Annotated in this window: 10 protein-coding genes; 6 read left to right on the top strand and 4 right to left on the bottom strand. The window is 60.5% G+C overall.

Annotated elements, in window-relative coordinates:
- Positions 1-11: 11 nt before the first annotated feature.
- Positions 12-1,220, bottom strand: a complete 1,209-nt coding sequence (locus tag P0D84_RS06385; RefSeq protein ID WP_408333706.1) for an acyl-CoA dehydrogenase family protein — start codon at positions 1,218-1,220, stop codon at positions 12-14.
- A 118-nt stretch (positions 1,221-1,338) separates the two neighbouring features.
- Positions 1,339-3,459 carry a 3-hydroxyacyl-CoA dehydrogenase NAD-binding domain-containing protein gene (locus P0D84_RS06390; RefSeq protein WP_408333709.1) on the bottom strand — a complete coding sequence of 707 codons (2,121 nt, stop codon included), beginning with the start codon at positions 3,457-3,459 and terminating at the stop codon, positions 1,339-1,341.
- 157 nt (positions 3,460-3,616) lie between these two features.
- On the opposite strand from P0D84_RS06390, the gene P0D84_RS06395 reads away from it, so the two are divergent.
- Together P0D84_RS06395 and P0D84_RS06400 are read left to right on the top strand one after the other, a co-directional pair.
- Complete coding sequence (locus tag P0D84_RS06395; RefSeq protein ID WP_408333712.1) at positions 3,617-4,525, top strand: LysR family transcriptional regulator; 909 nt, start codon at positions 3,617-3,619, stop codon at positions 4,523-4,525.
- An 87-nt stretch (positions 4,526-4,612) separates the two neighbouring features.
- A complete protein-coding gene (locus tag P0D84_RS06400) occupies positions 4,613-4,789 on the top strand; it encodes a hypothetical protein (RefSeq protein WP_408333715.1) in 177 nt (58 codons plus the stop codon).
- Positions 4,790-4,868: 79 nt separating this feature from the next.
- On the opposite strand, the gene P0D84_RS06405 is transcribed toward P0D84_RS06400, so the two are convergent.
- The gene (locus tag P0D84_RS06405; RefSeq protein WP_408333718.1) at positions 4,869-5,714 is read right to left on the bottom strand and encodes a class I SAM-dependent methyltransferase; all 846 of its coding nucleotides are present in this window, start codon (positions 5,712-5,714) and stop codon (positions 4,869-4,871) included.
- Positions 5,715-5,852: 138 nt separating this feature from the next.
- On the opposite strand from P0D84_RS06405, the gene P0D84_RS06410 reads away from it, so the two are divergent.
- Positions 5,853-7,298, top strand: coding sequence for an IS5 family transposase (locus P0D84_RS06410; protein ID WP_408333720.1), 1,446 nt, complete (start codon positions 5,853-5,855; stop codon positions 7,296-7,298).
- Between the two features lie 112 nt (positions 7,299-7,410).
- Here the strand turns inward: P0D84_RS06410 and P0D84_RS06415 are convergent, their stop codons facing one another.
- Positions 7,411-8,610, bottom strand: a complete 1,200-nt coding sequence (locus P0D84_RS06415) for a YcaO-like family protein (RefSeq protein WP_408333722.1) — start codon at positions 8,608-8,610, stop codon at positions 7,411-7,413.
- Between the two features lie 436 nt (positions 8,611-9,046).
- On the opposite strand from P0D84_RS06415, the gene P0D84_RS06420 reads away from it, so the two are divergent.
- The 3 genes from P0D84_RS06420 to P0D84_RS06430 all read left to right on the top strand — a co-directional run bounded on the left by P0D84_RS06420 (position 9,047) and on the right by P0D84_RS06430 (position 12,183).
- A complete protein-coding gene (locus P0D84_RS06420; RefSeq protein ID WP_408333725.1) occupies positions 9,047-10,723 on the top strand; it encodes an acyl-CoA synthetase in 1,677 nt (558 codons plus the stop codon).
- A gap of 315 nt (positions 10,724-11,038) precedes the next feature.
- Positions 11,039-11,437, top strand: a complete 399-nt coding sequence (locus tag P0D84_RS06425) for a VOC family protein (protein WP_408333728.1) — start codon at positions 11,039-11,041, stop codon at positions 11,435-11,437.
- A gap of 56 nt (positions 11,438-11,493) precedes the next feature.
- A complete protein-coding gene (locus tag P0D84_RS06430) occupies positions 11,494-12,183 on the top strand; it encodes a tat (twin-arginine translocation) pathway signal sequence (RefSeq protein WP_408333731.1) in 690 nt (229 codons plus the stop codon).
- The last annotated feature ends 2 nt before the right edge of the window (positions 12,184-12,185 follow it).

Genomic DNA, 12,185 nt, shown 5'->3' on the forward strand with positions numbered 1-12,185 from the left:
GCATGCGCCCCTTACAGTCCGAGGATCATTTTGGAAATGATGTTCTTCTGGATTTCGTTGGAGCCGCCGAAGATCGACAGCTTGCGGTTGTTGAAGTAGAGCGAGGCCGCGCTTGCGGCTTCGGCGGGGCCGACCGGCGTGCCTTCGAAGCCCTCGTGCAAGGCCTCCCCGATGAACGGCTGCGCATACGGTCCCATCGCACGGCGCGTGAGCGAAGAGATTTCCTGGCGGATCTCGGTGCCGCGAATCTTCAGCATCGAACTCTCGGCGCCCGGCACGCCGCCGCCGGCTACCGCCGCGATCACGCGCAGATTGGTCGTCTTCATGTTCTCCAGATCGATCTCGACGCGCGCCATGCGTGCCGCGAACGCGGGATCTTCCGCCAGCGGCCGGCCGTGGCGCTGCTGTTTCGCGGCGATCTTGCGCAGCCGGTTGAAGGCGGCCACCGAGAAGCCGACGCCCGCGATATTGGTGCGCTCATACGTGAGCAGATATTTGGCGTAGGTCCAGCCTTGGTTCTCTTCGCCCACGAGGTTCTCAACGGGCACGCGCACGTCCGTAAAGAACACTTCGTTGACTTCGTGCTCGCCGTCGAGCGTGATGATCGGCCGCACGTCGACGCCTGGCGTGTTCATGTCGATCAGCAGGAAGCTGATGCCTTCTTGCTTGCGCACGTCGGTGGCGCTGCGCACGAGACAGAAGATCATGTTCGCGTAGTGACCGAGCGTGGTCCACGTTTTCTGACCGTTGACGATGTAATGCTCGCCTTGCGCGTCGCTGCCGCGTACAGCAGTGGTCTTGACCGATGCGAGGTCCGAGCCCGCGCCCGGTTCCGAGTAACCCTGGCACCACCAGTCAGAGCCATCGAGAATGCGCGGCAACCAGTGGCGCTTTTGCGCGTCGTTGCCGTATTTGATCAACACCGGGCCAAGCATGTTGACGCCGAACGGCACGACGCGCGGTGCCCCCGCCAAGGCACATTCGTTCTCGAAGATGAATTTCTGCACGGCGTTCCAGCCGGGGCCGCCGTACTCCTTCGGCCAATGATTGGCGAGCCAGCCTTGCGCGTTGAGAATGGCGTGCCACTCAGCCATGTCGTCGCGCGTAAGGCGGCGGCCGCCGTGTACCTTGTCGGCGAGACGCTGCGGGAGCCTGTCACGCAAAAAGCGCTGCACGTCGGTGCGGAAAGCTTCTTCTTCAGGCGTGAAGTTCAGATCCATGGCGGGTTCTTTCCTGGAGGTTTATTGGACCGGCATACAGGTGTACCGATCGATGCACGGCATACCGGCGGGCGGGCAGGCGCCCACCGGTCGAGAATGCGCCAGATGACGTTCCGTCTCAAGCGATCTGGTTGAGGCTTGCGAAATCGGCGCCGCGCTCAACCAGTTCGACCAGCAGTGGCGACGCTTGCCAGAACAGCGGGTCTTCCTGGGCGAACTCGCGGATGTCCGCGAGAACCGTGGCGAGGCCCACCGTATCGGCATATTTCATCGGACCGCCGCGATAGCGCGGGAAACCGTAGCCGTAGAGGAACGTGACGTCGACGTCGAGCGGCCGCAGCGCGATGCCTTCGTGCACGACGTTGGCGCCTTCGTTGATCATCGCGGCCATGTAGCGGCGCATGATCTCTTCGTCGGTGAAAGTGCGCGGCGTGATGCCGGCGCGTTCACGCTCGGCGTCGATGATGGCCTCGACCTCAGGGTCCGGCGTGCCGCTGCGCGAACCTTCGGGGTACAGATAGAAACCCCGGCCGGTCTTCTGGCCGAACCAGCCGCGTTCGCACAGGCGGTCGGCGATCTGCACGTAGCGTGCCGCAGGATTGCGCGTGGCCGCGCGCCGCTTGCGCGCGGCCCAGCCGATGTCGCCGCCCGCTAGATCGACCACCTGGAACGGCCCCATCGGGAAGCCGAACGCACGCACGGCCGCATCGATCTGATAGGGCGACGCACCGTCTTCCATCATCGCGTCCGCCGCGCTGCGATAGACCGCCAGCACGCGATTGCCGATGAAGCCGTCGCACACGCCCGCGCGCACCGGCGTCTTGCGCAGCTTCTTCGCGAGTTCGAACGCGCTGGCGACCACGTCCGCGCTGACCTGCTTCGGCACCACCACTTCCAGCAGCTTCATGATGTTGGCGGGGGAGAAGAAGTGCAGGCCGATTACATCGGCCGGGCGCGAGATGCTGGCCGCAATCGCGTCGATGTCGAGATACGACGTGTTGGTGGCGAGCACCGCGCCGGCTTTGCAGACGCGATCGAGCTCGGCGAACACGGCTTTTTTCACCGCCAGGTCTTCGAACACGGCTTCAATCACCAGATCGGCTTCGGCGAGCGCGTCGTACGAAGTGCTGCCGTGCCAGCGTGCCATCACGTCGGCTTTTTTCTCCGCGCTCATGCGGCCTTTGGCGATCAGGCCGTCGTAGACCTTGTCGATGTGCGCCCGGCCGCGCGCGAGCGACGCCTCGTCGCGTTCGATCATCGTCACCGGCAGGCCTGCATCGAGGACGGCGACGGCGATACCCGCGCCCATCGTGCCGCCGCCCACCACGCCGATCTGGTTCAGCGCGCGTGTTTTTGCATCGCGCGTTTCCGGCGCCTTCAGCACTTCACGCTCGGCAAAGAACGCGTGAATCAAGCCGGCGCGCTGCGGGCTGTCGATACATTCCAGGAATAATTTGCGTTCGAGCCGCAGGCCGTCTTCAAAGGGTTGTTCGATGGCGGCCTCGACAGCATCGACGATTTTGAGCGGCGAGAACAGGCCGCGCGATTTCTTCGCCGTATCGGCGCGCGCCGTGGCGACGGCGGCGAGGCTCGCTGCGCGCTCGCTTAGCGCCGCGGCGTCGCGGGTGCGCCGCACCGGAGCGTGAGCGGCCAGCAGTTCGTGCACATAGGCGAGGCCTTCAGCGAGGATGTCGTCGCTGCTGCCCAGCCGGTCGATGAGGCCGAGCGCGAGCGCTTCCTTCGCGCCGGCGTGACGGCCGCTCAGGATCAGGTCGAGGGCGGCCTGCGCGCCGATCAGGCGCGGCGTCCGCTGCGTGCCGCCTGCGCCCGGCAGCAGGCCGAGCTGGACTTCGGGCAAACCGAGCTTCGCGCCATTCACGGCGAGCCGGTAGTGCGCCGCGAGCGCCACTTCCAGACCGCCGCCGAGCGCCGCGCCGTGAATCGCGGCCACCACGGGTTTCGTACAGGTTTCGATGCGGTTACAGACGTCCGGCAGCGACGGCGGCACCGGCGGCTTGCCGAACTCGCGAATGTCCGCACCCGCGATGAAGTTGCGCCCGGCGCCGACGATCAGCACGGCCTCCACGGCTGGGTCGGCATCCGCGGCTTCGACGGCGGCGAGCAGGCCGCGCCGCACGTCGGCGGACAAGGCGTTGACCGGCGGGTGGTCGATCGTCACCAGCAGGACTTTGCCGCGCAATTCGCGCGTCACAACGTCGGCGGAAGCGTTCTGGGTCATCGTGTCGTCTCCTGACTGTCTGTTACCGGGCCGGATCGAGGTGGATTGGAGGATACCGGCTCTGGCGAGTTCTCCGATTGTCGGTTGGTCAAGGTTTATTGACAATTGCATAGACGGTTGACAGACTGTCAAAATTATTTTGACAAAGGCATGCGTCATGGACGTCAATTCACTGACCTTGCTGGTCGATATTCTCGATGCGGGCAACCTGAGCGAAGCCGCGCGCCGGCTGAAAATGAGCCGCGCGAATGTGAGCTATCACCTGAATCAACTGGAGCGCTCGGTCGGGCTGCAACTGGTCAGGCGTACCACGCGCCGGGTCGAAGCGACTGAAATCGGTCTGCAGCTCTATGAGCATGGCCGCACGATCCAGAACGCGCTGCTGGCCGCGCGCGAGTCGGTGACCACGCTCGGGCAGAGCTTGCAGGGGCGGGTGAGGTTGAGCGTGCCGAGCGGCTATGGGCAACTGGTGATGTCGGATTGGCTGATCGCATTCAAGCGTCTTTATCCGGGTATCGTGCTGGATGTGATGTTCGAGAATCGCGTCGAGGATCTGATGCGTGACGAGGTCGACATCGCGGTGCGGGTGATGTCGGAGCCGCCGCAAAATCTCGTCGCGCGCGACATGGGGCCGGTGCGATATGTTGCCTGTGCTTCGCCGGATTTTGCCGCAAGCCGCGGCATGCCGACGCGGCTCGATGATCTGCGTACGGCGCCGTTGATTACAGCGGCGGTGGTCGGCAGGCAGTTGCGCGTGGCAGCTTATCTGCGCGACGAGCGCCACGAAGTGCTGCTGGAGCCGACGATCATTTCCGAGAACTTTCTGTTCCTGCGCCAGGCGGTGCTGGCCGGCCTGGGCGTCGGTCTGGTGCCTGACTACGTGGTACAGGACGACTTGCGCCGTGGGGAGGTGGTGACGGCGCTCGATGAATGGCGTCTAAGCATCTTCGGCACGAACATGTACATGCTCTATATGCCGAATCGTCATCACACGCGGGCCGCCGCGAGTTTTATCGAGTTCATTCTGGAGCAGGCGCGCGGAAGTGGCAGAGGGGTTGCCGCTTGAGCGGCAAGTCGTTGGCGGTATGCCTGGTAAGACGGCGGGATAGCCGGGCGCGCCCGGGCGGCACATTAAACCTCGGGGGAGACGGAGATGAAATGGGCAATCGCATGTGTGGCTCTGCTTGCAATCGTCATTGTCGTTGTGATGGTCTCGCGTCTGCCGGGCGAAGCGGCCATCCGCCTCGCCGGCTATGCGGCGACCGCGGCGTTCGCCGCACTGGTCAGCTGGCGCGCACATCGCGCCCGACGAAACAAGCGCGCCGGATGAACAGGCGCGCCGGTTACTCAGCTGACCCAGGTGAAGGCTCTGCAGCGCCCAGTTCTTTTTCGGACGTGCGCCTGCAAACTCAGTGAAACCCGACGATATAGTATTGGAATAGACCATTCGGAATCTCCGAGTGTGCAAGGCTTGATGTCAGTGTCATTCCATATTTCTGAATGATCCTGGGGACGTCAATTAAAATTGGAGTGTGCCCATAAATTATGATTTTTCCGTTGTGCTTTATCAGCGGCACCATTTTTGAAAAAATTTTATTCGCCAACGTGGTTGTCATCACTTCATGGTTCAGGAAGCGACAAATCAGGATGTCGCACGAATTATCCCGCAATGCGGGACGAAGTGCATCGCACACAAATGCGCGATCTATTTTGTCTCTCGCTGCCTGAGTCATCGATAGCGAGGCGTCCGATGCCAGAACTATGCATTGGGGTAGCGATGCCTTTAGATAGCCAGAAAACGAGCCAGTTGAACAGGCGGGGTCATAGATGACACAGCCGGGATAAACGATATCTTGGAGGACGTTGATAGTAAAAGAGCGGAAGTGCGATTCCTCCTGATCCAGACGGTCTGGGTCTGTAGCGCATTCTGTCCAGAAGGAATCTGGGCATATATATTCATCACCCGTCTCTCCTGAAGGCGGGTAGGGAAAGTGAATGTCAAACCCTTTTATCCGGTTGGCGCGATCAAATAATGCCTGCTTCCAGTTGGCGCGTTTCGGGAGCAGGACTTCAAAATAATGAAAGTCGCCGGAGGTTGAGTCGGCCAGTATTAGCCCTTGCAGGGTCTCGGGTTCAATGACGCTATACCGGCTCAGCGCATGCGTTTTTGATCTGATTCCGAGCCAGGCATTGGCTTCGCCCCTTAGCAGATAGATTGCATGCTGTTTGTCTTTTCCTATCCTGACTACCGGCATCAGATCGACTCAGATGTAGTTAGTCGGATCTGCAAAAACCTGTGAAGCACCGTCTGGCCTGGCGTAGCAGTTGGTTTTCGGATAACCTGGCTCCCAGGAAGATTATCGAAGAGATAAAAATTCTGGGAGTTTTGGCCGATGAGCACACCGGATTTTTTTCGTAGCCGTCTGGACGCGATGATTGATCTGCGCCACCCACTTGCGGTGCTGGCCACGAGGATGCCGTGGGCTGCCATCGAAGCGAGGCTCGCGCCCCTGTTTGTGCGGCGCTCACGCGATGGCCGGTTAAGCGAAGCGGCGGACCTGTTTGGTGTGAGTTCTAAGGAACTGGCCGGTGGCGTTAGTGCGGCCGGACGTCCGCGCCTGCCAGTGCGGCTGATGGTCGGGCTGCTGTATTTGAAGCACACTTATAACGAGAGCGATGAATCGGTGTGCGAGCGCTGGGCGCAGGACGTGTACTTTCAGTTCTTCTGTGGTGAGGAGTACTTTCAGCCACATCTGCCATGCGACCCGACCAATCTGGTGCGTTTCCGGCAGGCGCTGGGCGAAGGCGGTGTCGAGGAGCTGCTCGCGACGACGATCACGGCGGCGGTGCAGATGAAGGCGGTGAAGCCGGCCGAATTCGAGCGCGTGATTGTTGATACGACGGTCCAGGAGAAGGCCATTGCGTATCCGACTGACGGCCGTCTGCTGGAGGTGGCGCGGGCCAGACTCGTGCAACTTGCGCAACGCGCTGGTCTTGTATTGAAGCAGACGTACGAACGTGAAGGCAAACGGCTGCGTCGCCGCGCCGGCGGCTATGCGCATGCGAAGCAGTTCAGGCGACTGCGGCGTGTACTCAAACGTCAGCGCACCGTATTGGGACGGCTACTGCGCGACATCGAACGCAAGCTCTCTGGAGCCTCAGACGAACGCAAGGCACAACTGCGCGTGTGGCTGGAGCGGGCGTGGCGTATTTGCTGCCAACGTCCAAAGGACAAAAACAAGCTTTACGCCCTGCACGCGCCCGAAGTCGAGTGCATCGGTAAAGGCAAGGCGCGCCAGCCCTACGAGTTCGGCGTCAAGGTAAGCCTTGCGATCACGGAAAAACAAGGGCTGATCGTTGGTGCGCGCACGTTCGCGGGCAACCCATACGACGGCCACACGCTGGCAGAACAACTTGAACAGAGCACCATCCTGTTGCAGGATCTGCCCGGTACGCCGCAACCGAAGACCGTGCTGGTCGATCTCGGGTATCGTGGGGTCGATAATGAGGTATCGTCAGTACAACTTATTCATCGCGGTAAACACAAGAGCCTGACGAGCACGCAGCGACGCTGGCTAAAGCGGCGGCAGGCGATCGAACCGATCATCGGCCATGTGAAGCATGATCACGGCATGCGGCGTTGCTGGCTTAAAGGGCAGGCTGGCGATGCGCTACACGCGATACTGTGTGCTGCGGGGTACAACCTGCGATGGTTGCTGCGCGCAATCGTTCGTCTGCGCCTGGCGCCCGCATTTTTTATCCTCACGACGCTGCAGTGGCTCGTCACTGTCACGCTCACGCCAGCACCGGCTTGCTGGAACCGTCTGCAAAGGCACTGATCCCCTTCGTTGACATCCAGGCGTTCCACTGCCTCGCCGCGCAGACGGAGACTGTGGCCTCTTTGGCCCCATGGAGACGCGCTGATGCGCAAACTGAATTTTTCAGGACCGACTAGTTATAGGTTGGAACAACGTAGTTGCCGAGCGATACGATAGAGAATCTCTCCATATTCGGCATCGCGGCACAGGCGAGGCTAATGCCTAGCTCAGCGGTATGCAGTTCTTTGGACCAGATGGGAAGTCCTGCGGTCCGGCACCTGTCTTTAAGTGAAGCAAGTTGTGCGGCGAGAGGCAGAATGGATGGATCCGCCGGGAGGGACACCTCGCTCATTTTGATTCCCTGTTGTGAATCGAGGTCTGCCGCCAAACATTGCTGAAGCCGGGGGATCGGACTCAAATGCAGCATATGCCGCCGCCACTCGTCGCGCACCCACTCGACACCTTCAGCAATGTGGTGTTGTTGAACCAACTCCTTGATCGCCCGCGTTGCTGCGTGACTGGCATAGATCGAGCAACCCGCTCCCATCACGTGAACACCTGCAATATGTCTTTCCTGGCAGCGTGCGATATAGACTGGACAATCGATCGCACTGGTCACGTCAATCAACTGGATTCTGGAATGCAGGCATGACTCGGCATCATGAAATACCTGGGCAACGTCATCGGGTAATGAATCTGGCGAAACAACCCGAACGGCTTGCTGGGAGGAGTAGAAGAAATGCTGAGCAATAAAGCATCCAACGCTATGCCGCTCGATCACTTCACTCACCGCATGAATGGCGGCTTCGATATACCCCACCCCAGCCGCTAAGCCGGTGCCGCACGAATAGCGTTTGCCAAGTTGATAGTCGGCGTCATCCCCGGTGAGTCTGTTTGATGGATGGTTGTAGTCAATCAGAAAAGCGGGGTAATGAAGAGTGGGGAGGGATTCTTCCTCATTAAATCGTATCGTGCCAAGTTGGGTTGGATTGTTCCTGGCAAGAATCTGGACTGGCAGCATCCCGGCCAAGACCGGTTGTGTTGCTACCGTTGGAAAGGGCATGAGTTCGCAAGCAGCTCGAAAATATTGCAGAGAATACTGATGTTCGTACGCTTCGAATTTCGCACCGACCCGAGCCTCGTCTTCATATCCTTTTCCACATCCTCGGCAACTTTCATTGAATTCATCTGAGTCCAGGGTCACAACCGTGCTTGAAAGTGGCGCGCCGAAGCGCTCCAGGCTGAGTCGCACAGCGTTTTCACGCAGTTGGACATCGATTTTCGCTTCAGCCTCGGCGAGGGAAACCGAACGTTCCGGTACGATACATTGCATGGATAGACTCCATTTAAAAGGGGGGCGCGAATTCCCCCCTTTCCTGACTTAGTTGGAAAGAATTTCGATCTCCTCCGCAGTTAGAATTGCATCAAGGTCGATCTCCTCAGCTTCTTGTGAGTTCGCCTGTGATTGGGTTTCCTCGTAGTCGTTCGTGTACATGCACATCATGTAGCCCATAGCTACCTCCGATTGGATTTAAAGAACCCGGATCGTTACGCGCCGATTGCGCGTTATGCGCTATTCGGCGATACCACCCTGTCGGATGACAGTAATTACACAGTAATAAATGTGAATTGAATATGTAATGATCGATAACCCTGCGACTTCATGGCGCGGATTAACGTCGAGTAAAGGGGACCTCCCTCAACACGCCCCAACCCGTTGAGCTAGACTCAAAAAAATCACGCAGAAAGCGTCAAGCGACGGAGACACCATGAACCTCGACGGCCAGACCTACGAATCGCTGAAGGTCAACTTCACCTGGCGCATTCCGGCGCGCTACAACATCGGCGTCGACGTATGCGACAAATGGGCCGACGGCTCGGCCCGCCTCGCCTTGATCTACGAAGACCCCGAAGGCAAAGCCAGCCGCTATACATTCGACGAATTGAAGTCGCTGTCTGACCGCTTCGCCAACGCGCTACTCGCATCCGGCGCACAGCGAGGCGACCGCATCGGCATCTTCCTGTCGCAATCGATCGAAACGGCCATCGCGCACCTCGCCGCCTACAAAGCCGGCATGATAGCCGTGCCTCTCTTTGCATTATTCGGCGTCGACGCAATCGAACACCGTCTCGGCGACAGCGGCGCAGTCGCACTGATCACCGACCACGCAGGCGTGCAAAAAATCGACGACATCCGCAACGCCTTGCCTGCACTGCGCACCGTGTTCAGCGTCGACATAGACCGTGACAACATAGACAGCGACAACCACGGCCAGCAAGCCACAGCGCGTTCCTTCTGGCAAGCACTCAACAGCGCATCCGCCGACTTCACACCGGCCGACACCGCCGCTGACGACCCCGCGGTCATCATCTACACATCGGGCACCACCGGCAAACCGAAGGGCGCCTTGCACGGGCACCGGGTGTTGCTCGGCCATCTGCCGGGTGTCGAGCTGTCCCAGCAGGGCTTCCCCGCGCACGCCACGCTGATGTGGACACCTGCGGACTGGGCCTGGATCGGCGGGCTATTCGACGTGCTGCTGCCGTCATGGCATCACGGCGTCGCGGTGCTTGCGCGCCGCTTTGCAAAATTCGACGGCCAGGCCGCTTTCGATCTGATGGCGCGTCACGCGGTCTCGCATACCTTCCTGCCGCCCACCGCGCTCAAGATGATGCGCGGCGTCGAGCGTCCCGAACAATGGACGCTCGCGTTGCGCTCGGTGGCAAGCGGCGGTGAATCGCTCGGCGAGGAATTGATCGGCTGGGGACGTAAGGCGCTGGGCGTCACGATCAACGAGTTCTATGGACAAACCGAGTGCAACGTCGTGGTGTCGTCATGTGCGGCGTTGTTCGAGCCGTGCTTCGGCGCGATCGGCCGCGCGGTGCCGGGGCATCACGTGGCGATCATCGACGCCGACGGCAACGAACTGCCGCAAAGCGCCATCGGCGATATCGCGGTAGCCGCGCCTGACCCGGTCATGTTCCTCGGCTACTGGGGCAACGAGCCGGCCACGCGCGAAAAATTCCGTGGCAAGTTTCTGGTCACCGGCGACCTCGGGACACGCGATGCGGACGGCTTCATCCGTTTCGTCGGCCGTGGCGACGACGTGATCACGAGCGCTGGTTATCGCATCGGGCCGGCTTCGATCGAGGATTCATTGCTGCGCCATCCGGCGGTATCGATGGCCGCAGTGATCGGCGCGCCGGACCGCGAGCGCACGGAGATCGTGATGGCGTTCGTGGTGCTGAAGCCCGGCTTCGTCGGCGACGAGGCACTGGTACGCGAGATTCAGCAGCATGTCAAAACGCGCCTCGCCGCACACGAATATCCGCGCGAAATCCGCTTCGTCGACAGCCTGCCAATGACCGCCACCGGCAAGGTGATTCGCAAAGCATTGCGCGAGGGACTCGGGCACGATACGGACAATCCCGCTACCAAACCCTGAATAGCGATGACGAAGCGTGCACGCTTCCCGGCAAATACGAATGCGCGTCAACGAACTCGCGTTGATCCGGCGCCGATGCCGGGTTTCGCCTAACGCCATTCAGCTTGCGGGCATAGAGTCTGTGCCGCTTGCTGCTTGCTGCATTGCAACTTACCGCGGGGCCGCGTCCATTGCCGCTCGCGCCAGTTACGCGCGTGCGAAAACCTCGCCGGCGACGCGCGTGCAGCATAGGGCAAGTCCCTGGCACGATTTAGCCGTGCATTACCATTCGCGTGAGCAGCCTCCTACACTTGATTGAAAGAGGAGGGGACACCGATGGCCAAACTCATCCACACGATGATTCGCGTGCAGGATCTGCCGCGCTCGTTGCAGTTCTATCAGAACGCCTTCAACTTCAACGTTTCGCACCGGCTCGACTTTCCCGATTTCACACTCGTCTATTTGCGCAACGAAGAAGCCGACGCCGAAATCGAGCTGACCTGGAATAAAAGCCGCACCGAACCGTATTCGCATGGCGACGGCTACGGCCACGTGGCCGTCTGTGTCGACGATGCAAAGCGCGAACGTCAACGCCTGATCGATCTCGGCATGACGCCGAACGATCTGCGCGAATTCCATAACGACAACGGTGAGTTGCTGGCGCGCTATTTTTTCATTCAGGACCCTGACGGCTACAAGATCGAAGTGCTGGAACGCTACGGCCATTATCAATAGCAAACCAAACCAGGCGGCCGCCGCGCGTAGTTGCAATACCCCACAAGGAGACAGACATGAAGACAACGGTCATCCCGATCGTCGATTCGGATCACGCCCATCATGCGCATCATCATGGTCACGAGCATGACCACGAGCCCGCTTATAAAGACGGCCATGAGCATCGCGCGGCGAAGGCTGCCACCGCGGCATTGCGGATTCCACTTACGCGACGCGAACTGTTGAGAGGCACAGGCGTACTCATGGGCACGCTGGCGTTCTCATCGATATTGTCGACGCTCGCGCCGAGCCGCGCATGGGCGCTCGAACTACAGGGACTGGACACGCACCAGGGCGAAGTGATTCTGGTCTTCACGCGCCAGATCTACCCGCACGCCACGCTCGACAACGCGGTCTATGCGCTCGTGGTCAAGGACCTCGACGCCAAGGCGAAGGCGGACCCGGCGGTGCGTCAGCAGCTCGCGGACGGCGTCAAACAGCTCGACGCGAAAGCCGGTTCCAACTGGCTGACGCGCACGCCGGCTGCACAGGCCGCGGACGTTGCAGCGCTCGCGGGGACGCCATTCTTCAACACGGTGCGCAGCACGGCCGTGGTCTCGCTGTACAGCAACACCATGGCGTATGCCCATTTCGGCTATGGCGCCTCCGAGGGCGATGGCGGCTACCTGAATAAGGGTTTCAACAGCCTCTCGTGGCTGCCCAATCCGCCGCCGGGCGCCAGCGGCCCGATTCCGACGGATAGCTAAAT

Origin of the sequence: Paraburkholderia sp. RL17-337-BIB-A (genome assembly GCF_046025895.1) — a bacterium.
GTDB lineage: Bacteria > Pseudomonadota > Gammaproteobacteria > Burkholderiales > Burkholderiaceae > Paraburkholderia > Paraburkholderia fungorum_C.

Coding starts and splice junctions, on each gene's coding strand:
- P0D84_RS06385 (WP_408333706.1), bottom strand. CDS start 1,220: ATGGATCTGAACTTCACGCCTGAAGAAGAAGCTTTCCGCACCGACGTG.
- P0D84_RS06390 (WP_408333709.1), bottom strand. CDS start 3,459: ATGACCCAGAACGCTTCCGCCGACGTTGTGACGCGCGAATTGCGCGGC.
- P0D84_RS06395 (WP_408333712.1), top strand. CDS start 3,617: ATGGACGTCAATTCACTGACCTTGCTGGTCGATATTCTCGATGCGGGC.
- P0D84_RS06400 (WP_408333715.1), top strand. CDS start 4,613: ATGAAATGGGCAATCGCATGTGTGGCTCTGCTTGCAATCGTCATTGTC.
- P0D84_RS06405 (WP_408333718.1), bottom strand. CDS start 5,714: ATGCCGGTAGTCAGGATAGGAAAAGACAAACAGCATGCAATCTATCTG.
- P0D84_RS06410 (WP_408333720.1), top strand. CDS start 5,853: ATGAGCACACCGGATTTTTTTCGTAGCCGTCTGGACGCGATGATTGAT.
- P0D84_RS06415 (WP_408333722.1), bottom strand. CDS start 8,610: ATGCAATGTATCGTACCGGAACGTTCGGTTTCCCTCGCCGAGGCTGAA.
- P0D84_RS06420 (WP_408333725.1), top strand. CDS start 9,047: ATGAACCTCGACGGCCAGACCTACGAATCGCTGAAGGTCAACTTCACC.
- P0D84_RS06425 (WP_408333728.1), top strand. CDS start 11,039: ATGGCCAAACTCATCCACACGATGATTCGCGTGCAGGATCTGCCGCGC.
- P0D84_RS06430 (WP_408333731.1), top strand. CDS start 11,494: ATGAAGACAACGGTCATCCCGATCGTCGATTCGGATCACGCCCATCAT.